Origin of the sequence: Gilvimarinus agarilyticus (assembly GCF_000832015.1) — a bacterium.
Classification (GTDB): Bacteria; Pseudomonadota; Gammaproteobacteria; order Pseudomonadales; family Cellvibrionaceae; genus Gilvimarinus; species Gilvimarinus agarilyticus.
The window spans coordinates 110,487-133,600 of record NZ_JXCJ01000001.1 but is presented as its reverse complement, the minus strand read 5'-3'; the positions used below and the strand labels follow the sequence as shown (position 1 = coordinate 133,600).

The window sequence follows — 23,114 nt, the reverse complement described above, 5'->3', positions numbered from 1 at the left end:
AGACACGCACAATACAAATACTTCCACATCCGACTACAAGCTCCTATTGTCATTATTTTTCCTGCGGAGACTTTGCGAAAAACGGCGCATATTGTCAAGTTCAATCAATGCGCAACACTGTTGTCCCAGAACTCATTAGGCTCGCCTGTGTGTGTTACTACCCGATGGAATTGTAAAAGCTGGTACAACGTACACGCAGCCCTAGCGTGTAGAGCTTGAGGTAGCCAAGGCTATTGAATGCTGTATTGCACCCATGCTTTGGACGAAGCGACATACACAAAATCCGAGTGAATGCATTGCACCAACCTCAAGTCTCCAGCCTCTGGCGGATCATAATCTTCAAGCCCCTCCAGCGCCAAACTGTTGGCCATTGGCGTCTTGCGGACTAATCGTTTGGGCATGCCGTTTAGATGTAGCTCTGCCGCCGTCCACGTCAAGCCATCACGCTCCTGGGCCGAGCTATTCGGGTTATTCTCATCAACAAACACCGCCGATGTACCCGCTAGTTTTTTATAAGCCATATTACCCCCCTGATATGAGGGGATAATTTTACGTGCATCTCGACGGACGGATTTGATCTATATCAGGTAAGAGGGATTTTCTAACAGCCCATTGGAGTCTGGGGCTTAGGTACTGACAGTCGTATAGATCCAGCAAGCACAGTAATAGCGGCTTAGTATCCAGACCGGAAAGGGAAAATCTTAGTGCTAACCCCACGTCACGACCTACCGATTCGTGCGCTCTGTCACACTAATGCCTGTGTATTCTCTCCCTCCGTTCTAACCGGCCAGATTCTTTTCCGGGTTGCAGATCAATCTCCTCCTAGTAATCGATAGTATTCCAAGGCTTAGCGTATGTTCCTGGCGCCCTTATCAACCGCGGGCATGCGCTTTAGCAATGCAGAAAAAGCCGCATCGATGATGCGGCTTTTACGTGAGTAATCTAGAGACCTCTAGAGTTTAGGTTCTTTGTCGCGAGAGATGAGCGGTAGGTTTTAACTGGGCGTCGGCGCATGCTCCGCGATAAGGCCTTTAGATTTGAGCTCAACCCAAAAGTCCTCTGGAATTTTGACTTTCATGGCGGCAACATTTGTTTCAATTTGCTCTTTGGTACGAGCGCCGGGGATAATCGCTGAAACCGTTTCGGGGGCTTCGGCAAATTGCAGCGCTGCAGTTTTTATATCGATGCCATGCTTATTGGCGACCTCACTCATTTGTATAAATTTTTGCATCATGGGGTCGGGGATTTTCGGCGAATAGTTAAATCGATTTCTCCCGGCCAGAAAACCACCGTTTAGCGGCGCACCCACCACTACAGACATATCTCTCTTATCTAGCATGGGGAAGGTTTCATCGAGCGCCTGCTGATGATCCAATATAGAGTATTGCAATGCCAATAGGAAGATATCCGGATCTGATATCTCAAGAGATTTGGCGACGGCATGAGGCGTGTTAATGCCAAAACCCCAAGCCTTAATGATCCCCTCATCCCGCATTTTAGTAAGCTCAGGGATTGCGCCTTTAGCGGCATCGTCAAAGTATTTCACCCAGTCTTCGCCCATATCACTGTTTTGCGGCGACAGGTCGTGAATATATACAATATCGAGAGATGCTACGCCAATTCTGTGCAAGGTGTCTTCGATAGAGCGACGAGTTCCCGAGGCTGAGTAGTCATAATGATAATGAAACGGTGAGTGGTTGGCCCAATGCCAGCTATTTTCTAAAGGCTCAGCTGAAGGGGTGAGGAGACGGCCGACTTTCGAAGAGAGAACATACTCGTCGCGGTTTTTATTTCGCAAAAGATCGCCAAAACGTCTTTCGCTTAAGCTCAACCCGTAGAACGGCGATGTGTCGAAATGCCTGATGCCCGAATCCCAGGCCGCATTGAGCATAGCTAGTATTTCTTCATCACTTGATATGGTATTAAAACCATTGCCAGCAGCAAGACCGCCTAGACCCATTCTGTACTTGGGCCGATAGTGCTTACTATTGCGCTGGGCGTTGGTCGGTAACGAGGCACTTCTATCAACCTGACCTCTGGTTTTCATCAAAGGCCCAGTGGACTGTTTTACCTCTAATGTCTGGCCGAACGTCGGTGCACCCAATACTGAACCGACGCCTATTGCTGCCCCTGCTTTGATCAAACTTCTGCGCGATACCATGTGAATCCTCCGTAAATGAGCCTCAATGCTATTACCTACGTTACAGGAACTTGATGACACAGATGTGCTCAATATGCAGCCAGTTTGCATAAGTTATCATAAGCTTGCACAAGTTTAGAGTCAGGCTGGTACGGCTGAATGGGTTAGCGATATCAATAGAGCGCGCTCAACCTACCTCTATAGCTAAAAGCTGTTTATCGCGCCAAAGTATCGCCGAGCGGACAGACAGCAAATAGCGAGCGGTTATACCCAGCCGCTAGTAAAAACCCGTAAATAGGCCAATAGACGGCTGCAATACATTCGCCAATAAGCGAGCGTACACCTTGCCTCGATTACTGCCGGTTCTTGCTTATAGGCCCTTATCTGTCACCGCCCCCTCCGAAGCCGACGACACCGTCTTAGCAAACTTAGCCAACACCCCGCGGGTATAACGCGGCGCAGGGCGTTGCCAATTTTCCAGGCGCTTCCGAATTTCCGAATCAGGAATATTAATACTAATCTGGGCGTTTTCGGCATCGATGGTAATCTCATCGCCGTTTTCGATAATGGCAATGGGCCCACCGTCCATAGCCTCGGGCGTTATATGGCCCACTACAAAACCGTGGCTGCCGCCTGAGAAGCGGCCATCGGTGATAAGCGCAACATCGTTACCCAGGCCTTTGCCCATGACTGCCGAGGTGGGGCTGAGCATTTCGCGCATGCCGGGGCCGCCGCGCGGGCCTTCGTAGCGAATGACAATTACATCGCCTTTAACCACAGTGCCGCCCAGTATGGCCTCTAGTGCTTCTTCTTCAGAGTGGAACACCCGTGCTTTGCCGGTAAACACCAGCCCCTCTTTACCGGTAATTTTGGCCACCGCGCCCTCGGGTGCCAGGTTGCCCTTAAGGATAACCAGGTGGCTGGTGGCTTTAATGGCGTTGTCAAAGTCGTGAATAATGTCCTGCTCGGCCGGGTAGGGCTTAACATCGGTTAGGTTCTCGGCCAGGGTTTTGCCGGTGACGGTCAGGCAGTCGCCGTGCAGTAGGCCTTTATCCAACAGCATTTTCATTAGCGGCTGAATGCCGCCCACGGCAATTAATTCGGACATCATGTACTGTCCGCTGGGGCGCAGATCGGCCAGTACGGGGACTTTTTTGCCGATGCGCATAAAGTCATCCAGCGAGAGCGGCACATCCACGGCGTGGGCCATAGCCAGCAGGTGCAGCACGGCATTGGTCGAGCCGCCGAGGGCAATGGTGACGGTAATGGCGTTTTCAAACGCCTTGTGGGTCATGATATCGGTGGGCTTGATGTCCTGCTCCAGCAGCTCTAGTACTGCAGCGCCGGCGCGGCGGCAGTCTTCGGCTTTGGAGGATGACACCGCCTCTTGCGCCGAGCTGTCCGGCAGGCTCATGCCCAATGCCTCAATGGCCGAGGCCATGGTGTTGGCAGTATACATACCGCCACAGGAGCCGGGGCCGGGTATGGCGGTTTCTTCGATCTGTTTAACGGCAATGGTGGATAGATCGCCCCGGGCGTGTTGCCCCACAGCCTCAAACACCGAGACAATATCGGTATGGTTAGCGCCGGGTTTAATGGTGCCGCCATACACAAACACCGAGGGGCGGTTCAGTCGCGCCAGGCCGATCATGCAGCCGGGCATATTTTTGTCGCAGCCGCCAATGGCCACCAGCCCGTCAAAGCCCTCGCAGCCGGCGACCGTTTCAATAGAGTCGGCGATTACCTCGCGGGAGACCAGCGAGTACTTCATGCCCTCGGTGCCGTTGGATATGCCGTCCGATATGGTAATGGTGTTAAACACCACGCCCTTGCCGCCCGCCTGGTCGGCGCCGGCACAGGCTTCATCGGCCAGTTTATCAATGTGCATATTGCAGGGCGTGACCATGCTCCAGGTAGAGGCGATGCCGACCTGCGGTTTTTTAAAGTCATCATCGTTAAAGCCCACGGCGCGCAACATGGCGCGGGCGGGTGCTTTCTCTATACCGTCGACTACTTTGGACGAATGTTTGCGTTTATCGGTCATGGGGTGCCCCTATCGTTTGCAAGCGTGCGTCGGTTGGTTTATGTAGCATAGCTTACAAGGCATAAGCATCCGAGATACAGGCCTGAAATCAAATCCGGCGTTGCCGACAAAACCAGATTTACCCTTTCACGCCCAGATAAATCGTGTGCTTACTCCCCTTGCCCTTGTGTGCGCGCACCGTTTTTACCTCCACGGTAAACCTGGCTTTTTTGAGCTGTGTGGTAAACGCCGGATCGTGCCACGCCGACCACACGGCCAGCACACCGCCTTTGTGCAAAGTACTGCGAATGGCCTGCAAACTTTCCATCGAGTACAAGCTGGTGTTATCGGCGTGAGTAAACCCTTCGGGGCCGTTATCCACATCCAACAGTATCGCGTTAAAAGTGGGCTTTTGCGCTTTAAATAATTCCGCCACATCGCCCAAGTGCACAAGCGCCCTTGGGTTATTAAGCGGGTAACCCGCGCACTCGCCGAGCGGGCCTTTGTTCCACTCAACAACCTCCGGCACCAACTCGGCCACGGTAACCTTGGTGGACTCGGTGGTCGCCGTAAGCGCAGCGGCTAAGGTAAAGCCCATGCCCATACCGCCCACTAAAACAGCGGCGTTTTTTACATTTGCGATATGGGCACAGCCTAAGTCGGCTAACGCCAGCTCCGAGCTATGCATCCGGCTATTCATCAACTCACCGCGCACGCCTTTAAGTGAAATAGAGAATTCTTTGTCGCGCTGCATCAGGCGCAGCTCACCGCCGTTGTTTGGGATAACGGCCGTGCCGAGTAATTGCCAGGGGATCATATCAATACACACAAGGAGGGAATGAGTGGCGATTTTAGCAGATATGGCGTGCGCGAGTGCCCCTGCCAGGCCTCAATGGCACTACGCATCTGCGTAGGCCAGTTATCAGTTCGTATCTCAACTTTCGCCGGCTCGCTAATCAGAGGCCTTCTCCCAATAGATGAAAGGCGCTTAGCCACCGCGATTCTGCCTCACAGAGAAAGCCCTTCAATCATTTTTTTCACAAAAAACAGCAGCGCTCTTATTGTTAACTTCGGCATTAATGGCTTGCATAATCGACAACTCGGGGGCCGTGCTATCTAACACAAGCTCCCATACCATCACGCCGCCGAGATTGTTATCGAGCGCAAAGCGAGTTTTTTTAGCGATTGTGGGCAGGCCATTATAGTAATCGGTTTTACCTTTATAAATGACACTGTCGACACAGGCGTGGCTTGGATCATCGGCCACTACCTCACGATAACTGCGCCAGCTGGGGCGCGCATAAATGGGCAACCCAAGCACGGCCTTTTGCGGGTCTACACCTCGCTCAGCCAGCCAGTAATCGGTGGAGCGCTCGACCAAGTTATAGGGCGAGTGATCATCCGGGCGATCATCGTAGGCCATAAGGTTAATCCAATCGAAGGCGGCCAGTGCGCGATCGCTATAAGCGCTGGCATCCCCATCGTCAGTTACTTTGGTTCTAGTGCCGATGACGGCAGCAGTTAGCTTTTTATCAACCGCGTGCAACGCATTACTAAGCCCGACAATAAATCGTTCGTAATCAGCCGCACCTTTAAGGCGAGGATACTCCCAATCCATATCAACACCATCGAAATTAAACCGTTCAACCATCGCAACAATATTGCGAATAAAGGCTAACCGCGCTGCATCATCTGCGGCGATTTTTTCATACACGAGATCGTAGCCACTATCGTCGCCGCGCCAACCTCCGAACGATATAAACACCTTTTTTTGCTGAGCGTGAGCCAGGCGCACCGTTTGCTGCAGTAGCTGCTCATTGACCGGTTGAATGTCGCCGCTGGCATCATCGGTTGGGTTGGCAAACGCAATATTAATATGGGTGTTAAACGGTAGCTGAGCTTTTACCGCGCTTAGGTAGTTATCGGCGCTTAAGCTAACGTAGCCGATTATCTTAAAGTCATTTTGATCAGTCGCGGGGGTTTGCGCACACGCCACCATAAACACCAGCATTAACAGCCACACGCTGCGCATCAATTTTTTTAACAACAACATTGCTTAATCCTCATTTAGCCCGTTATCACGGGGCATGGCTACCGCCGTTAGCGGAAGGTTTACTTTAGCACAGCCGCCAATATATCCAGCCCCAAACTAGACTTTTGCTTAAGGTTTAACTAAACCTAACAACTAAACCAACAAAACTAAACCTCGGCACAAAACCCGAAAGGACTCCCATTGCGCCTGCCCCGATTCAGCCTTTGCCTCTTATGCCACCAAAGCGCCGATGAAATTCTTTGCGCCGGATGCACCGCGCAATTAAGAGCGCTAATGATCGGCGAGCACCAGTGCCGCCAGTGCGCTCTACCGCTGGATACCGATATTGAATATTGCGGCGAGTGCCTGGCAATGCCGCCGGCGTTTGATCGTGTTGTTACTCCCTGCGTGTACGCGCACCCGCTGGATTATTTAATTGGCCGCGCCAAACACCACCACTGCTTACGTAGCGCACGGGTGTTAAGTGAATTAATGCAATGCCATATTCAGCAGTACTATCGCGTACTACCACAGCGAGAATGGCCCACCAAAGTCGTCGCCGTCCCCCTACACTGGCGGCGGCACATTAGCCGGGGCTTTAATCAAACCCACCCACTCGCCCGCGCCGGCGCTCGCGCCATTGGTTTACCCCTAAGCCGAAAACTACTAAAACGTATCCGCGCCACCGAACCGCAACAAGGCCTCACACGCCGCCAACGGTTAGAAAACTTACACGGAGCGTTTGTTGCGGGCGACTTAAAAGGCCAACGCGTAGCCTTAGTCGATGACGTTGTCACGACCACCACAACCGCCCGCGAGATCAGTAAAGTACTGCGCCGCGCCGGCGCCGCTGAAGTGCATATTTGGGCGCTAGCGAGAACGCCAGCGAATGGTTGATGTTAAGCCAACCACGAAGTACCGCCTTCACATCCCCCGTAGATACAGCCGAATGAAGACCTATTTTTGGGGGTACGTGGACAGGGACAAGGTGAATGGCGCGGAGCGACAGAGAGGACAGCCTGGGCTGCGTGCGCACAAGCATCCCCTGGCCAGGGTGCGGCCCGCAAAAATCGGTTGGAATGAGGGGACCCGCAGGGCTGGATATGTTGGGAGCGCGCCTTTGACGTGAATGGATTCACTAATGCCGTGAGCGCACGTGACTCACATGGATGTGGGGAAGTAGAACAACGCAGGAGCAGTTGTCGAGATGCGCAGGAACGGCTGAATACTTTTCGTCGCGAAACGAAAAGTATTTCACCACGCCCGGCGACGCGGGCATACAAACAAAGCTCGCCTTGGCGGCTCATGCGCTTACCAGCCTTACTTCGTTTACCAGAGCACAATGCACATACCAGCAACAGCTCTGAAACTTACAACAACCCCCACCAATCACAAAACGTGTGAAGCCTCAGCAAACCCCGTACAATACCCCGCCACAACCACCCACTACCCTAGGGGGCCCGTATGAGCGAATCACCCGAGCACACCTCACACCCGTACGAAGCCTTAACCCCCGATTTGGTTATGGATGCCGTCGAGAGCCTTGGCTACCCGTGCGATGCGCGGGTATTTGCCCTAAACAGCTACGAGAACCGCGTGTACCAAGTGGGCATTGAGGATAGCTCACCCATCATTGCCAAGTTTTATCGCCCGGCGCGCTGGACGGATGCGCAAATTCTGGAGGAGCACAGCTTCTCGGCCAATTTGTACGATTTGGGCGTGTCCGTAGTGCCGCCAATTGAGGACGATAACGCCCAGAGCCTGTTTGAGTTTCAGGGATTTCGGTTTTCGCTGTATAAGCGCCAGGGTGGGCACGCGCCCACACTGGATAACTTTGATCACCTGCTAAGTTTGGGGCGCGCGCTGGGGCGTATTCATGCGTTGGGCCAGGTGGCACCGTTTGAGCACCGCCCCACACTGAATACCGCAACCTTTGCCGAGGCGAGCTTTAACTTTTTGCTGGATAACGAGTTTATCCCGCGCTCTTTACTGGAAGCGTACACCACTCTGGGGCGAGATTTAATTGCCCGCTGCCACGAGATTTTTGCCCAAGTGGAGTACGAGAGTATTCGCCTGCACGGAGACTGTCATCCGGGCAATATTTTGTGGCGTGACGATGTACCCCATTTTGTCGATTTTGACGATGCCCGCAACGGCCCGGCGGTACAGGATTTGTGGATGTTGCTCTCGGGCGATCGCGCCCAGCAGACGGCACAAATATCTGAGGTGCTGGAGGGCTACCGCGAGTTTTGCGACTTTAACAGTGCCGAGCTGCTGCTGATTGAGGCGCTGCGCACCCTGCGTATCATGCATTACAGCGGCTGGTTAGCTAAGCGCTGGCAGGACCCGGCCTTTCCGCACAGCTTTCCGTGGTTTAACACCGAGCGCTATTGGGCCGAGCACATTTTAGAGCTGCGTGAACAGCTGGCCGCCATAAACGAGCCAGCGTTAGAGATTTATTAAACCGGGCCATTGGGCATTTGCGCTTGATGCCGCCATAATAGGCACATTGACCGCGCGACCAAGGAGTTACCATGTCAATCGATACGGCCACCTCAAGCGCCGATCCCGTCTGGGATGAGATTCGCCAGCGCGCCTTTGAGCAGGCGAACCGCGAACCAATGTTGGCGAGCTTTTTGTACGCCACCTTGTTAAATCACGACACGCTGGAAGACGCGCTGAGCTTTCATTTGGCGAATAAGCTCGACAGCCCGGCCCTGCCGGCCATCTCAGTGCGCGAGGTCATTGATCAGGCACTGGCCGACGATGCCAGCATTGGCGCCGCTGTACGCGCCGATATTCAGGCCATTAACGAGCGCGACTCGGCCTGCTGCTCGCTGACTACACCGTTTTTATTTTTTAAAGGCTTCCACGCGTTGCAGGCATACCGGGTGGCCCACTGGTTGTGGCAACGTGAGCGGCACGCCCTGGCGCTGTTTTTGCAAAATCGCATCTCGGTAGTGTTTGCAGTGGATATTCACCCGGCTGCGGTTATCGGCCGAGGTATTATGCTCGATCACGGCACGGGCATTGTGATTGGCGAAACCGCCGTGGTGGAAGACGACGTATCGATTATGCAGTCGGTCACGCTGGGCGGCACCGGCAAAGAGTCCGGCGACCGCCACCCCAAAGTGCGCAGCGGTGTGCTGATTAGTGCCGGTGCCAAAATTTTAGGCAATATCGAGATTGGCCGCTGTGCCAAAGTCGGTGCCGGCAGCGTGGTGCTCAAGCCCGTGCCGCCGCGCAGTACCGTTGCAGGCGTACCCGCCAAAGTGGTAGGCAGCGCCGATTGCGATCMCCCCTCGCGAGCCATGAATCACTCGCTGGACGGTTAAACCGCCCGGCGAGGTTTTGCATTTGTTCACCCTTTGAGCCGTTTTTGTGGTGTATATTAAGCCTTTGTTTTACCCATAAAACAGAGTCATACCCACAAAAACTGCAATAATAAGGATAACCAACATGCCCACACGTGCGCCCGCTTTAATAACCTCATTAACGCTGGCTGTTGCCGCCAGCTCGCTGCCAGGCACACTTGCCTATGCCGACCCTGCCAGCACTGCCGCGAATAGCGATTGGATCGAGTTATTTAATGGTAAAGACCTGGATGCCTGGAGCATCAAGATTCAAGGCTCCGAGCTGGGCGAAAACCCTTTAGATACGTTTCGGGTCGCCGATGGTTTGTTGCAGATACGCTACGATCACTACCAAAAATTCCCTGAAGAAAACGCCGGCTTCGGCCATATTTTTTACACCGAGCGCGCGTTTTCGCATTATATTTTAGAGGTTGAGTACCGCTTTGTTGGCGAGCAAGTGACCGATGGCCCCGCTTGGGCGTACCGCAACAATGGCATGATGTACCACACTCAGGCCCCAGAAACGATGGCACTGGATCAGGATTTTCCACTCAGTGTCGAGTATCAGTTATTAGGCGGCAACGGCACTGATGAGCGCTCGACCGCCAACCTTTGCACCCCGGCAACCCAGGTGGTGATGGACGGCGAGTTGCGTAAAGACCATTGCATCAACTCATCCAGTAAAACCTACCACGGCGATCAATGGGTAACCGTACAACTGGAAGTCCACGGCAGTGAGCTGGCGGTGCACCGCGTTAACGGCGAACCGGTCATGCAGTACACCAACTTGCAACTAGATGATGGCACGGCTCACGGCAGCGGTTACATCGCCCTACAAGCCGAGAGCGCGCCGACAGATTTTAGACGCGTACGCCTATTAAACCTAGCGGGCTGTATGGATAAAACAGCCAACAATTACCGCGAATATTTTATAAAAAATAACGCCGACTCTTGCCTGTACGACGGATAACGCCCGCGCTCGGGTTCTTAACAATACATTCACCGAGCCACAAAAAAAGCCGCCCTACGTAGGGCGGCTTTTTTTGTGGGTTAACGCTTAGCTTTGATTAGTGGCTCTCGGGCGCCTCGGCACCATCGAGGTTACTGAGGTAAGCCACTAAATCACGCAGCTGAGTTTTATCCAGCAACAAACCCATGGGCGGCATACCCGAGGGCGAATTGGTTTGCTCGACAATCTCGGCGCGCGCGACCTGCTGCGCTTTTCCATCACTGGACTCAATCGTCAACGCGGTATCAGTCTCGGCGGTAAATAAGCCCTCAACCGTTGTGCCGTCCGTTAAAGTTACACTAATGCGGCCAAAACCCGGCGCGATACGCGCCCCCGGAGCAACCATCGCCTCTAGCAGTTGCTCTTCGGTTAGCTGCTGGCCAATGTGAGTAAGCTCGGGGCCCACCCGGCTGCCGCGGGTACCCACGACGTGGCAGCGTACACATTGCGCGGTGCTGTTGTAACGGAACAACGCCATCCCGGCCTCGGGGTCACCACCGGCGAGCGACTCGGCGTATACCTGCATCGGGTCGTCGCGATCTTTACCCGCTTCGTACTCGGTAAGCAATTGCTTAAGCGCATCGCTGCCGGAGTTTTCGGCGGCGTTAATCAACTCGAGCTTAACCGCAGGAGCTATGTCACCGGCGATTAACTGTTGCAGCTGATCGGCTAACACAGTCTCGGCCTCCGGGGCTTTGATTTGCGCCAACGATTTTAGTGCAGCCTGCTGCTCGGTAACCGAGCCTTGCGCCAGCAAAATGGTGTGCATATCTACCTTGGTGGATACCGGAATATCCAGGCTCGGCACCATGCCCAGCGCCGTCATACGCACCGTTACTGAATTGTCTTCCAGCGCTTTGTAAATCGCTTTTTGCATGTCAGCGTAATCGAGCTTTTGCAAATTAATGAGCGCGGCGTTGCGTACCGCTGCCGAATCATCTTCGGTGAGGATGCTGTTTAAACGGGCGGCCGCGTCAGCGTACACCAAGGCGCCTAGTGCATTAACGCTGGCCTCGCGGACGTTGGTATCAGCATCTTTTAGCAGTTTAGGGTACACATCCGCCAGCGCGGCTTTGGCGTCATCGCCATTGCCCTCGCGCTCACCACGGTAGCGGCCGCTCACACGGTCAAACACCGAGGGCTCGGCCCAGTTGGCCAAAGCATCCACCGCCTCGGCACGCATGGCCGCCGGGGCGTTGGTGTCAGCCGCGTAACCGGCTAAGCGCTTAGCCGATTCGGCATCGGCGACAAACGCATTGGCGTTAATCACCCGGCGCACCAGGGGCTCGTTGCTAAAAGGAGTGTCTCCCAACAGTTTGGCTAACGCCGGCAAAGCGTCATCGACGAATAAATCATCGTTAATGGCGCGGGCGGCATTGGTCACCACAAACTGGCTGTCATCGTCGAGAAACTCAGCCAAGGCCGGGCTGGCCAGTTGGCGCAGCGCAACCACAGCGGCAATTCGAACCGCCTCGGACGAATGCGAGGCGAGCGCGGACAAGGCCTCGGTATCGCCGATGCGCGCCAGTGCAATTGCACCGCCTTGGCGCAAGTACACGTCTTCGCCGTTGTTTGTCTCAAGCATAGCGATGATCGGCGCTGTTGCTTCGCTTTTGCCTAAACGGCCCAGTGCCTGTGTGGCAAAAAAGCGCACCCGGGCATTGTCGTGCTGCAAATTTGCAAGCAACGCCGGCAATGCCGCTTGATAGGCCGCATCGCCAATGACTTTGGCAGCTTGCGCGCGAATTTCCGGGTCGGCATCTTCTAGCAACGCCAGTAACGGCTCAGCGGCATCGGCCTGATCGCGTGCGATTTGCCCCAAACCCCAGATGGCGTGAATGCGTGCTAACTGCTCACTACTATTAAGCGCCGCCACCAGGGTGGCCTGCTCGTTGCGATCGACCAACTCAAACTGAGCCTCCGAGCGCACTCGCATATCGGCGTGGGACAATAAGCCGGTTAAGGTTTTCAGATCGTGCTGACTGAAATCGGAGGTTAACCATTGTTGCGTATCGGCACGGGCCTCAGAGGCGGCGGTATCCGGGGTATCTAAACGCCAGATACGGCCTTTACCATTGCGCCCCCAACCTTCAATCCAGTCGCTGGCGTAAAGCGCGCCTTCGGGCCCAACGTCCAGGCCTGTGGCTTGCACACCGCGCATAAACGGCTCATCGCTGACCAACTCAAAGCCCGCGCCATCGGGCTCGAGGGTAAATGCATTAATACCTGAGCGCGGCGCCGAGCCGGTGTACTGCACAATAAAAAAGTGATCCACCCAACGCTCGCTAAGGGCGGTGCCGGGGTTGTAGACCATACCGGTGGGGCCGGCGTGGTACGCCGCAATGGGCGGCAAAAGATGGGCGGCCTGCCCCTCAAAGCGCGGTTTATAAAAGTCTTCGTCCATCCACACTTTGTAGGTGTTGTTTTTCGGGTCAGTGTACTTACCAAACTGCCAGTTGATACGCCAACCCGAGTCAGAGCCATCCACCAAATAAACCACTCGCTCAAACTCACCCGGGTGGTCGCCGTCGTTGTCGACGCTGATCAGGTTGCCGTACTTGTCGAAGGTAAATTCGTGGGTGTTACGTACCCCATGGGCAAAAATCTCAAAGTTGCTGCCGTCCGGGTCACTGCGTACCACCACCCCCTGGTTAGGGTAGGGAAATTGATTGCCATCCACATCGGTGATGTTGGCACCGATATCACCGATACCGTAATAGATACGACCATCCGGGCCTTTGACAATGCCTGACATACCGTGGCCGCTAAAGCCTACGTGTACGCCAAAGCCGTCGGATATGGCTTGCTTCTCGTCGGCAACACCATCGTTGTTGGTGTCTGTAACGCGCCAGGCGTTAGGCGCCACCCCCAAAAACACATCTTTGCTGCGATTGTCGTAATAAATACCACCGAGCACATCGGTGATCTCTGAATTAAAATCTTCTAAAAAGGTTTGTGCACGATCGGCGCGACCATCCCCGGTGGTGTCGCTCACTTGCAACACCTGCTCTTTTACCACGGCTAGATCCTGCCAGTCGTGCACGCCATCTTCATTGCGATCGGGCACATCTTTTTCGGTCAGGTTTTTATCGGCGGCGAAGGTTTTGTGTAAAAACTCGCGGCGATCTTCGTTGTTCTCCATCGCAATGGAGTCGGTTAGCCAGTGGGGATAAGGCCTAATATCAAACTCAGAGTTGTTGCTGCGATGGGTAATGGCAACCCAGGCACGACCCTGGTTATCCATACTCAGCGCCACCGGGTCGGCCATTAAATCCTCCGAGGCCCACAGAGTCATATCCAGCCCCTCGGCCAAATCAAGGCTTACCTGCGAGCGAATAGCCTTGGCTCGCTCGGCCATTTTAGCGTCGGTCATGGCAATGGCTTTTACCGGCTCGCTGACGCTTTCTGGCGCAGGTAACTGGGCATCGACGGCCTCAGTTTTTGCAGCCGAATCATCTTGCGAGCAACCCGCCAGCGCAATGGCAGCGGCAAGTGCGGATAATTTAAAGGTCGAGAGGTAACGAGTAAGGTTCTGAGTTTTGAACATAAGCTTCACAGTTATCATTATAGTCTTAGAGTTTGTGGCGATTTTGGAGTATAAGCCAGCGATACCGGCGTTCAAGTTAAGTATTGTTTGCGTACGAACGTTGCACTGCCGGCCAAACGCACCTAATAACGCACCATATCGGTCACCGTGCCCGGCGAGGTGCGCCATAATCTAGCAAGCAAACTGAGTATAGCCGTAAAATCAGGGCTATTAAGCAGTTGGCCGGTATCTTGCTCTGACCTCTTGCTCTGATTAAGAGCCGCTTTACCTACGAAAGGTACGGGTTGTCGCGCGCCCCGATAATTACTCCCTCACTGGCACTGAAGGTTCAAACCTATGCACTACAGTAAGCCCATGATCGATATTGTTATGGAAGTTCGCCGCCGCCTGCCATCCGACTTAAAGCCCAGCGTGAAACTGGCAAACCCCGAGCTACTAAGCGAGCTGGCGCAACACTACCCGGTGTCCCGTGACACAATTACTCGCACATTAATTAAGGAATTAATGCAGCTGGCGGGAGAGTCCTGGCCGGAGCGGCTGAGCACGCCGGCTAAAACCGATTCACCCAAAACGCAAACAAAAGTGTATCGCGGCCAAGTGAGCCTGGAGCAGCGCAGTGAGAAACCCACTGCCCCCGAGCCTGAAACGAAGCGGCCGCTGCGGGTTTATCGCGGGCAGGTGGTGTACAGCTAAGCGACGGTGCGCCTCGAGGGCTATACTACGATTAACCGCTTGCGATCACCCAAAAGGCCTAAGCCGTGCGACGACCTCTTGCGATCCGTTTTTTTATCGGGATTTTAGCGGCCCTGTTGTGCGCCGCCGCCCACCCGGCCTCCCCCCCTGAACATCCGGTAAAAATCGCGGCAACAACCGACGTCATTGCCGATTACCAACGTTTTGTCGGCGCCCGTGACATTGCTGCCATTCGTTTTTACGGCGGCGCCGGCGCTAGACGCGACGTCATAGAGTTGGTGCTGTTGCAGCAGGCGCTGCAACTGGGCGGATTTAAGCAGGCTATCGCCATCGTGCGCGAGCAAACTTACCGGCGAACCCTACACCAAGTGGCCAACGGAGAGCTTATAGGCTCGGGGGCACTGGTTTGGCGAGCCGATACCGCGGATTTACGCAATGAGCTATTTATTAGCAGCGCCGTAATTGAGGATGGTGAGTTTATCGTCGGGCTGTATGTCGCGCCGCAGAATCAGCACGCTCTGGCTGCCACCCCCGAGGCCCTGCGCGAGCTAACCGCTGTCACCAGCCTCGATTGGAAAACCGATCAGGTGACCCTGCAGGCGCTGGGCTTTAAGCAGGTGCATTTGACCAATACCTGGGTTTCTATTGTGCGTATGCTCCACGCCCAGCGTGGCGACATCACCCTCGCGCCGTTTCAGGCGGGTGACGATATGCAACTGCACTCAGAGGGGGTAACGCTCGTGCCCATTCCTAATATTAAGGTGGCGTTGCAAGGTTCGCGGCACTGGATTGTCAGCCGGCAGCACCCGAGCGGGCCGGCCTACCTTGCCGCACTAGAGCGTGGGCTGGCGCAGATGCGACGCCGGGGAACCATCCAGCGCGCCTATCGCGAATCCGGCTTTTTTAATACAGCGGTTGCTCACTGGCCTTTGCTTCGGACACCCTAACCGCAACCACCCGAGCGACCAACTAACTAAGTTCTGTGCGCACCCGCTCGAGCAATGCTTTGGTAGACCGGATCCCCTCGGCGGCGGGCAAGTCGTGCCCTTCATATTCAATGCCTACATAGCCGCTATAGCCCGAGGCTTTAATAATGTCAAAGATACGCAGGTAATCGATATTGGGTTCGTTGCCCTGCTCGTCAAAGCGAAAGGTTTTAGCGCTAACGGCACCGGCATAGGGCATTAAGTCGGCCACCCCCTGATAGAGGTTGTACTCTTTGACGCACGCCGAGTCCCACAAATCGCCCGACTCCCGCTGATAACAAAAGTTACCAAAATCCGGCATAGAGCCGCAATAAGGCGAATCGGCGGCTTTTAAAACGGCCGCCAACTTAGCACCATGGGATGAATAGCCGCCGTGGTTTTCCACCAAAATTTTAATACCCAGGGGCTCAGAAAACTCGGCCAACTCCAGCAGGCTCGCCAGCGATGCCCGGTGCCAATCCTCGGCGCCGCGGCTGCCGTGCAAATTAACACGAATACTGTGGCAGCCGAGCTCCGAGGCCATTTCGACCCACTTGTGATGATTGCTTACCGATTGCTTGCGACGCTTTTCATCGACGGTAGATAAATCGCCTTCGCCGTCGACCATAATCAATAAATTTTTAACGTTATGGTCGTCCGCACGCTGTTTTAAATCGCGAATAAAAGCGGTATCACGCGCTTTATCCATAAAAAACTGATTAACGTATTCCACTGCGCCAATGTCAAAACTGGTGCGCGCCACCGCCGGAAAATCCAACGTGCTTAGCGATTTATCAAAAAACGCTTTATTGAGCGACCACTGGGCGAGAGACATATCAAAATGAAATGGCGCCACTGAAGGCGTTAACCCATCGGCCTTTACCCCCAGCGCCGAACCACCCAGCACAGCACCGGCCCACTGCAAACATTGCCGACGAGATAAACCAGCCATACCAACCTCACAACAACCATCGCGCCAGTGACGCAACGGTAAACATTAATCGTTCTGAGATTCTAGCGCGTGGGCGCGTCAGTGCCAATTGCGGCGAGAGGAAAACTGCGGGCGCAGAAACTCCATTTGATCGCCGCGGATACGATCGGAGTTAATCAACGCGAGGTACTCGGCATTATTAGGGCAAAAAGGCAGGGCCAGTAATTCCATATCGATATCGGCTAACAAATGACTGCCCTTGCGCTGATTACAGCGCTTACAGGCCGTCACCACATTGCGCCAGATATCGCGCCCGCCTCGGCTTACCGGGTGAACGTGATCGCGCGACAAGAGCCCCAGCGGAAACTCTTTACCGCAGTACAAACAGAGATAATCATCCCGGGCAAACAGGGCGCGATTGGTCAACGGGGGGATTTGCCGGTAGCGGGCAATACGACTGCCACCACAGGCGATGATAGCGGGCAAGTTAATCTCTGACTGCAGGCCACTGGTGCGAGCATGACCGCCCAGCACCCGCCGCACCGAGCCGCCCAAGCTCCAGGCCACCAGGTCCCGGGCGTATAAGCAAACGGCATCTTGCCAGTGCAACCACTCAATCGGCTGGCCGGCAATATTAAGCCTCAGAATCCGCGCTTCCATCGATACCTCCTAAGTAAGTCAAATCTTACTTACGGCATAGTTAACGATCTATTCGGTACTGCGTTGCTGTTATGGGTTATGTTGTTTCACGCGGTTTACTGCGCTACCTCACCTCGGCACAAGCCTAGCTATACAATGTGTTTTGTATATGACGACAATATGTCAAATGTACCCCTTTTTTACTCATTTACCTAGTAAACCCCTAACACTGTGGGCTTTTCGGTACTGTTTGCGGTCGACAAGTACTCTATCGTGCCGGCCATACCCGCGCCGCGCCCGAGCTTAATTCGGCCAGCTCAGAGCTCAGTGTATCCAGCGCTTGCTCCGGCACATCAACGACCAGTGTTACCTCGCTGCTGTAGCTGACCGAGCTAATCGCAATATCGCGCAGCATCAAACTGTGTCGCACGCGCTCCTCCAAGGCAAAACCCACCGCAATGGCCACCGGTACGGTCGGCGTTATCTGGCGCCACTGAGCCAAATCAAGCGCCCCCGACACGGCGGCACCATAGGCGCGCACCAAGCCGCCGGCCCCCAGTTTAGTGCCGCCAAAGGTACGCACCACCACCGCCATACAATCGCCCGCCAGACGGTGCTCCAGTACGCTTAACATAGGTTTGCCGGCGGTGCCGCCCGGCTCGCCATCATCGCTAAACGCCATACTAAGCGGCTGGCTGGCCGAGCCTAAGATATAGGCCCAGCAGTAGTGGCTTGCGCCGGGGCGCTCGCGACGAATCGCCTCAAGCTGCGCTAAGGCCGCCTCTCGCTCTTGAGCAGGCTGTAACACCGCGGTAAAAGTGCTGCGCTTCTCCTCATAAAGATACTCACAAGGTTCGGCCAACACCTGATAACTTTGACTCATACGGCTCCTGCCGCCTGCGTGGGCGGTACTGCGATAAATTCTTGGCCCTATTGTACGTGATGACTAACGCCGGCAAAGCGCCGCCGCAAGTGGTTGATTAGTTTTTCTCCGCCTCGCTTGTTATCATCTATTATTAAGCGGGGCCTAGCGCCTCCCGCAAATTTGAACCAAACCCGGCAGCTGCACGTAACTGGTGCGCTAGCGGGAGCGGCCATTTGCTGCGATGCGGCTGACAGTCAAACCAATCAGCAGATCGATCTTTTTGTAATAGAACGCCCAACGGTATTCAGGTTACACCGCAACATTCACCGGTCTAAGCCGTTGAGCCCCCAAAGCACAGAAATACTGCCGAATACGGCAGTATGGCGCCGGAGCCAATAGCCGGCCCCGAGTTTAGAGTCAACAGAGGCACCTCTGCCCTGATTGATTCGTTCGACCTAACACTTAGCAACAGCTGCAGGAGCAATCTATGAGAATTTTTGAAGAGATGGAATCAGAAGTACGCGGTTATGTACGCTCGTTTCCGACAATCTTTGACGTGGCACAGGGCTCTGAGCTGTTTGATGAGAGCGGTGCACGCTTTATCGATTTTTTCGCTGGCGCCGGTGTTCTTAATTACGGTCACAACCACCCGATGATTACCGAGGCAATCATTGAGTACCTACAGCGCAACGGTATTGTCCACGGGCTGGATAAAGCCACCATCGCCAAGCGCGCCTTCTTACAAAAGTTTCGCGATACCATTTTGGCGCCGCGCAACCTGCAGTACAAAGTTCAGTTTACCGGTCCTACCGGTACCAACGCCGTAGAGACCGCCCTAAAGCTGGCGCGCATGGTTAAACAGCGCTCCAACGTGATTGCCTTTACCAACGGTTACCACGGCCTGACCATGGGTGCACTCGCGGCTACCGGCAATTACTTTTACAAAGATGAATCCTACGGTTCACGCGCCAATACCGCCTTTATGCCGTTCGACGGATTTTTAGGCGAAGACGTTAACACCATCGATTACCTGCGTAAGTTTCTCTCAGACAACAGCAGCGGTATCGATTTGCCCGCCGCGATTATTGTTGAGACTGTCCAGGGCGAAGGCGGTGTTAATGTCGCCAGCATCGAGTGGCTTAAAGGGCTACAGGATGTCTGTCGCGAGTTCGATATTCTGCTGATAATCGACGACATTCAGGTGGGCAATGGTCGCACCGGTACCTTCTTTAGTTTCGAGCGTGCGGGAATCCATCCCGATATGGTCACTCTGTCCAAATCCATCGGTGGCGGCCTGCCTATGGCGCTGTTGCTGATGCGCCCTGAGCTCGACCAGTGGCAGCCCGGCGAGCACACCGGCACCTTCCGCGGCAACAACCTGGCCTTTATTGCCGCCACGCAAGCGCTAAACTTTTGGGATAACGACGATTTAGCCAAAGCGGTCGAGTACAAAGGTAACTTGCTGAAAACCGAGTTGGAAAAAATCGCCGCCGACTTCCCTGAGTTTGATCCCAAAGTGCGCGGTTTGGGGATGATTTACGCACTCGAGCTACCCAATGGTGTGGCCAGCGAGACCTCGGCCGAAGCCTTTGAGCGTGGCCTGGTTATCGAAACCGCCGGCGCTGACGATCAGGTATTAAAATTCTTACCGTCGCTGCTCATCGATGAAGACCTCCTGCACGAGGGGCTTGGCATTATCCGCGAGTCACTTAAGGTGCTATCCGAGCGACGCGACAAAATGATGACCGGACAGTAGTGTCTTGCTAGCACAGGGCGCTAAGCCCGCACCACTTTGAACTGCAGGCGGCTGGGCAATTGCCCTAACGATTACCGGCCGCCGCCACGACACATCAGAAGGACGCCATGTCAGATATTATTATCAGTAAATTTGGCGGCAGCTCAGTTGCCGATGCCAAGCAAATCACCAAAGTTAAAAACATTGTTCAGAGCGATAAAAAGCGTCGCGTTATCGTTGTATCCGGCCCCGGGCGCAGCCATAAAAATGAAGAGAAGGTCACCGACCATCTCATCAATATTGCCACCAAGGGCATTCATTTTTACAACCAGCGCCAGGAAATTACCGCCGACGACAGCCGCAAAGCTGTGATCGAAAAATTCACAGCCATCATGCGCGACTTAAAAATCGATAACAAAGACATTCTCGCCTCGCTCACCAAAGATTTAGACACTGACCTCGGCGGCGACAAACGCGTGGCCTTTTTGGCCTCACGGGGCGAGCACTACAACGCCCGTATTATTGCGGCGTATCTGGATAAAAGCGGCTTAAAAGCCCAGGCGCAATTGCCCGAAAACATCGGTTTTCTGGTCAGCGACAATTTCCTCGCCGCAAAAACCCTCGATCAGGCCTACGAAAACGTACAGTGCCTTACCGAATACGACGGCATATCGGTTATCCCCGGTTTTTACGGGGTGACCGAAGACGGCCATATCGCGGTTTTCTCTCGCGGGGGCTCAGATTTAACCGGTGGTGAAATCGCCTACGCTCTGGACGCCGACACCTACGAAAACTGGACCGATGTAAACGGCGTCTACGAGGCCGACCCGCGCATTATTACCGAGGCGCGCGCGATTCCACGGTTAACCTTTAAAGAAATTCGCCTGCTATCGAGCAAGGGCTTTAACGTTTTTCACCTGGATGCGATGCTTAAGTGCCGCGACCGCAAAATTCCCATCAATATTCGCAACACCAACGCCCCGGAAAACCCCGGCACGCTTATTTTAAACGAGCGCGTACCTGAGGAGGGCGTGGTGGGAATCGCCCGGCTGGATAACATGTCGTACATCCACATCGAAAAAGACATGCTGGGTGAAGAGGTAGGTTTTACCGCCTCACTGCTGCAGATTTTTCACGACTTTGGCATTAACACGTACCATTACCCCACCGACAAAGACGACATTGCGGTGCTGGTAAGTAAAGACGATTTGTTGGGCAGCATTAACGATTTGCGCCGGGTGATTGAGAAGCGCCTAAAGCCAGACAATATGCGCGTGGTGTATAACTTGTCGGTTATTACGCCCGTGGGGTTAGGCCTTAACCGCAACTCCTACCCCATAATCGAGGCCTTGAGCGCCTTGGGCGAGGCTTATATTCCCATCGATTTAATCGACCAGAGCCCGTCGCAAATTTGCTTTCATGTGGGAGTCTCACAAACCGTTGCCGATCAGGCCACACGGATTTTGTACGACACGCTAATTGGCAACGCGTAAACGTTAACCACGCACGATTACCCGCCTGCCCGCACCTTACTCTGAGGTTGCGGCGGCGCGGGTGCCGCCGCGCAGCAACGATAACACTAGCGCCGCCAGTAAAAAGCACAAAGTTAAATTCATCGCCTGGTGAAATGTTAACAGCAGCGGTTCGGCAATCGCACGGCTCATGGCGCGTTCCCCTAAGTGCCAATGCACCAATAAATTCACCATACTCATCCCCACTAAGTTGCCCATCACGCGCGACAAATTCAGCGTGGCGGCCGCCACCCCCACCTCATGCGGCGCCGCCGAATGCATTACCACGTGATTATTTGGGCTGGAGAAAAAACCAAATCCAAAACCAATCAACAGTAGCGCCAACGCAATGTCGGCCCGCTCGGTGGTTGCGTCCAAGGTGCTGAGCAGACCAAAGCCTGCCAGCGTGCAAGCGCAACCGGCACTGGCCAACCAACGCGCCGGTAAAAAATCCGATAAGCGCCCCGCGATAGGTGCAACAAAAGCCATGGTCAACGCCTGCACCAACAAAATTTGGCCCGCCTCGCCCGCGCTGTAGCCGCGCACGTATTGCAGGTATAAGCTCAGCATAAAGCCCAGCGGGTAACTACTGGCGTACATCAGTGAGGCACTGGCCAGCGACATCGAAAACAACTTTGATTCGCGAAACATCTGCACCCGGATTAACGGCGTCGTCGCTCGTGCCTGCATACGAACAAACAGCGCCAGTAAAATACCGGCGAGCACCACCAACGCAATGTGCCCGGCACCGGGTAACCCCGCCAACCCCAGTGCCAGACAAACCGCCACGGCGGCAAATAATATCGCCCCGCGCCAATCAAAACGGCCCGACTGGTTCCCGTGCCACTCGCCTTTAACCCGTAGTAAGATGCTCAGCACCACCGCAGCAATGGGTAGCGGTAGCAAAAAGACAAAACGCCAGCCAAAAGCCTCGGTCACCCAACCGCCCAACGCCGGCGCCAGAGTTAACCCCAAATACACACAGGCGGCATTTAACCCCAGCGGCAACCCGCGTTTATCGGTGGGGAACACGGATATCAACAGCGCCATACTGGTGGCAAACATCATCGCCGAGCCAATACCCTGAATAAAGCGCAACACCAGCACCATCTCGATCGATTGGGCCAAAAATGCTACCGCAGTGGCGCCGGCATTAACGCATACCCCAAGAAAGAACAGCCGTTTACGGCCCCATAAATCGGCGCACTTTCCCGCGGGCAACATAAACATAATATTGCTGATCAACACCACTGTGGGTATCCAGCTCACCAGTACAGCATTGGCACCCAGATCTTCTGCCAAGGAGGGGATCGCAACATTCACCGAGGCCATACCCAGTGGCGCAACAAAAGCGCCAAGGCAAACTACCAGTAACACCAGCCAGGGCGAGGCATTTTGTTCCGGGAGAGGTGCGTTGTTGTTCAAGCGGAGACCTTTTGTAAAAAGCGAGAGTGGCGTGGCTGGCATAATAATAGAGGCGAGTCATTTCATACGTCGCGCTCAAAACTCACACCATTAAAACACAGTGCCAGCACAAACCCGGCCAGCTTTACCCGTCTTTATGCGCGGAAGCAGTTGGGCCGCTTAGCGAAGGCGAAACACTAAATGATTAAATGAAAAGCGCTAGAGTAAAACGAAGAAAACCCGCAGCAAGGGGGCCTGCTGCGGGTT

At 54.4% G+C, this 23,114-nt stretch carries 18 protein-coding genes; 8 read left to right on the top strand and 10 right to left on the bottom strand.

What is annotated here, in order from left to right; genetic code table 11:
• Positions 1 to 230 precede the first annotated feature (230 nt).
• From SD69_RS00615 to SD69_RS00595, 5 genes are all read right to left on the bottom strand, one after another.
• Positions 231 to 521, bottom strand: coding sequence for a hypothetical protein (locus SD69_RS00615; protein WP_041521657.1), 291 nt, complete (start codon positions 519 to 521; stop codon positions 231 to 233).
• Positions 522 to 994: 473 nt separating this feature from the next.
• Positions 995 to 2,161 carry an aldo/keto reductase gene (locus SD69_RS00610; protein ID WP_041521656.1) on the bottom strand — a complete coding sequence of 389 codons (1,167 nt, stop codon included), beginning with the start codon at positions 2,159 to 2,161 and terminating at the stop codon, positions 995 to 997.
• 349 nt (positions 2,162 to 2,510) lie between these two features.
• Entirely contained in the window at positions 2,511 to 4,184 is a 1,674-nt protein-coding gene (ilvD, locus tag SD69_RS00605) for a dihydroxy-acid dehydratase (protein ID WP_041521655.1), read from the bottom strand.
• 118 nt (positions 4,185 to 4,302) lie between these two features.
• Positions 4,303 to 4,980 carry a spermine/spermidine synthase domain-containing protein gene (locus SD69_RS00600; RefSeq protein WP_041521654.1) on the bottom strand — a complete coding sequence of 226 codons (678 nt, stop codon included), beginning with the start codon at positions 4,978 to 4,980 and terminating at the stop codon, positions 4,303 to 4,305.
• A 207-nt stretch (positions 4,981 to 5,187) separates the two neighbouring features.
• Positions 5,188 to 6,216, bottom strand: coding sequence for a glycosyl hydrolase family 18 protein (locus SD69_RS00595; protein ID WP_052480774.1), 1,029 nt, complete (start codon positions 6,214 to 6,216; stop codon positions 5,188 to 5,190).
• A 180-nt stretch (positions 6,217 to 6,396) separates the two neighbouring features.
• Here SD69_RS00595 and SD69_RS00590 point away from each other — a divergent pair, with 180 nt between their 5' ends.
• The 4 genes from SD69_RS00590 to SD69_RS00570 all read left to right on the top strand — a co-directional run bounded on the left by SD69_RS00590 (position 6,397) and on the right by SD69_RS00570 (position 10,518).
• Complete coding sequence (locus tag SD69_RS00590; RefSeq protein ID WP_041521653.1) at positions 6,397 to 7,092, top strand: double zinc ribbon domain-containing protein; 696 nt, start codon at positions 6,397 to 6,399, stop codon at positions 7,090 to 7,092.
• A 567-nt stretch (positions 7,093 to 7,659) separates the two neighbouring features.
• Complete coding sequence (locus SD69_RS00580; RefSeq protein WP_041521651.1) at positions 7,660 to 8,658, top strand: serine/threonine protein kinase; 999 nt, start codon at positions 7,660 to 7,662, stop codon at positions 8,656 to 8,658.
• Positions 8,659 to 8,729: 71 nt separating this feature from the next.
• On the top strand, positions 8,730 to 9,530 hold the full coding sequence (gene cysE, locus SD69_RS00575; RefSeq protein ID WP_041521650.1) for a serine O-acetyltransferase: 801 nt from the start codon (positions 8,730 to 8,732) through the stop codon (positions 9,528 to 9,530).
• A gap of 124 nt (positions 9,531 to 9,654) precedes the next feature.
• On the top strand, positions 9,655 to 10,518 hold the full coding sequence (locus SD69_RS00570) for a 3-keto-disaccharide hydrolase (protein ID WP_052480772.1): 864 nt from the start codon (positions 9,655 to 9,657) through the stop codon (positions 10,516 to 10,518).
• Between the two features lie 97 nt (positions 10,519 to 10,615).
• Here the strand turns inward: SD69_RS00570 and SD69_RS00565 are convergent, their stop codons facing one another.
• Entirely contained in the window at positions 10,616 to 14,104 is a 3,489-nt protein-coding gene (locus SD69_RS00565; RefSeq protein ID WP_052481323.1) for a HEAT repeat domain-containing protein, read from the bottom strand.
• Positions 14,105 to 14,440: 336 nt separating this feature from the next.
• Between SD69_RS00565 and SD69_RS00560 the strand changes: the two genes are divergently transcribed.
• Together SD69_RS00560 and SD69_RS00555 are read left to right on the top strand one after the other, a co-directional pair.
• Positions 14,441 to 14,797 carry a hypothetical protein gene (locus tag SD69_RS00560; protein ID WP_041521649.1) on the top strand — a complete coding sequence of 119 codons (357 nt, stop codon included), beginning with the start codon at positions 14,441 to 14,443 and terminating at the stop codon, positions 14,795 to 14,797.
• Between the two features lie 65 nt (positions 14,798 to 14,862).
• Entirely contained in the window at positions 14,863 to 15,744 is an 882-nt protein-coding gene (locus SD69_RS00555; protein ID WP_041521648.1) for a hypothetical protein, read from the top strand.
• Between the two features lie 22 nt (positions 15,745 to 15,766).
• Here the strand turns inward: SD69_RS00555 and SD69_RS00550 are convergent, their stop codons facing one another.
• The 3 genes from SD69_RS00550 to SD69_RS00540 form a co-directional block, all read right to left on the bottom strand.
• A complete protein-coding gene (locus SD69_RS00550; RefSeq protein ID WP_041521647.1) occupies positions 15,767 to 16,714 on the bottom strand; it encodes a sugar phosphate isomerase/epimerase family protein in 948 nt (315 codons plus the stop codon).
• 78 nt (positions 16,715 to 16,792) lie between these two features.
• Positions 16,793 to 17,353: an HNH endonuclease gene (locus SD69_RS00545; RefSeq protein ID WP_041521646.1), complete on the bottom strand. Its 561-nt coding sequence runs from the start codon at positions 17,351 to 17,353 to the stop codon at positions 16,793 to 16,795.
• Positions 17,354 to 17,600: 247 nt separating this feature from the next.
• The gene (locus SD69_RS00540) at positions 17,601 to 18,215 is read right to left on the bottom strand and encodes an IMPACT family protein (protein WP_041521645.1); all 615 of its coding nucleotides are present in this window, start codon (positions 18,213 to 18,215) and stop codon (positions 17,601 to 17,603) included.
• A gap of 469 nt (positions 18,216 to 18,684) precedes the next feature.
• Between SD69_RS00540 and ectB the strand changes: the two genes are divergently transcribed.
• Both ectB and SD69_RS00530 read left to right on the top strand, forming a co-directional pair.
• Positions 18,685 to 19,953, top strand: a complete 1,269-nt coding sequence (gene ectB / locus SD69_RS00535; RefSeq protein WP_041521644.1) for a diaminobutyrate--2-oxoglutarate transaminase — start codon at positions 18,685 to 18,687, stop codon at positions 19,951 to 19,953.
• 107 nt (positions 19,954 to 20,060) lie between these two features.
• Entirely contained in the window at positions 20,061 to 21,425 is a 1,365-nt protein-coding gene (locus tag SD69_RS00530) for an aspartate kinase (protein ID WP_041521643.1), read from the top strand.
• Between the two features lie 36 nt (positions 21,426 to 21,461).
• On the opposite strand, the gene SD69_RS00525 is transcribed toward SD69_RS00530, so the two are convergent.
• Positions 21,462 to 22,868 carry an MFS transporter gene (locus tag SD69_RS00525; RefSeq protein ID WP_052480771.1) on the bottom strand — a complete coding sequence of 469 codons (1,407 nt, stop codon included), beginning with the start codon at positions 22,866 to 22,868 and terminating at the stop codon, positions 21,462 to 21,464.
• Positions 22,869 to 23,114: the final 246 nt, after the last annotated feature.

Coding starts and splice junctions, on each gene's coding strand:
- SD69_RS00615 (WP_041521657.1), bottom strand. CDS start 521: ATGGCTTATAAAAAACTAGCGGGTACATCGGCGGTGTTTGTTGATGAG.
- SD69_RS00540 (WP_041521645.1), bottom strand. CDS start 18,215: ATGAGTCAAAGTTATCAGGTGTTGGCCGAACCTTGTGAGTATCTTTAT.
- SD69_RS00595 (WP_052480774.1), bottom strand. CDS start 6,216: ATGTTGTTGTTAAAAAAATTGATGCGCAGCGTGTGGCTGTTAATGCTG.
- ilvD (WP_041521655.1), bottom strand. CDS start 4,184: ATGACCGATAAACGCAAACATTCGTCCAAAGTAGTCGACGGTATAGAG.
- SD69_RS00580 (WP_041521651.1), top strand. CDS start 7,660: ATGAGCGAATCACCCGAGCACACCTCACACCCGTACGAAGCCTTAACC.
- SD69_RS00545 (WP_041521646.1), bottom strand. CDS start 17,353: ATGGAAGCGCGGATTCTGAGGCTTAATATTGCCGGCCAGCCGATTGAG.
- SD69_RS00530 (WP_041521643.1), top strand. CDS start 20,061: ATGTCAGATATTATTATCAGTAAATTTGGCGGCAGCTCAGTTGCCGAT.
- SD69_RS00570 (WP_052480772.1), top strand. CDS start 9,655: ATGCCCACACGTGCGCCCGCTTTAATAACCTCATTAACGCTGGCTGTT.
- SD69_RS00550 (WP_041521647.1), bottom strand. CDS start 16,714: ATGGCTGGTTTATCTCGTCGGCAATGTTTGCAGTGGGCCGGTGCTGTG.
- SD69_RS00565 (WP_052481323.1), bottom strand. CDS start 14,104: ATGTTCAAAACTCAGAACCTTACTCGTTACCTCTCGACCTTTAAATTA.
- SD69_RS00560 (WP_041521649.1), top strand. CDS start 14,441: ATGCACTACAGTAAGCCCATGATCGATATTGTTATGGAAGTTCGCCGC.
- SD69_RS00610 (WP_041521656.1), bottom strand. CDS start 2,161: ATGGTATCGCGCAGAAGTTTGATCAAAGCAGGGGCAGCAATAGGCGTC.
- ectB (WP_041521644.1), top strand. CDS start 18,685: ATGAGAATTTTTGAAGAGATGGAATCAGAAGTACGCGGTTATGTACGC.
- SD69_RS00600 (WP_041521654.1), bottom strand. CDS start 4,980: ATGATCCCCTGGCAATTACTCGGCACGGCCGTTATCCCAAACAACGGC.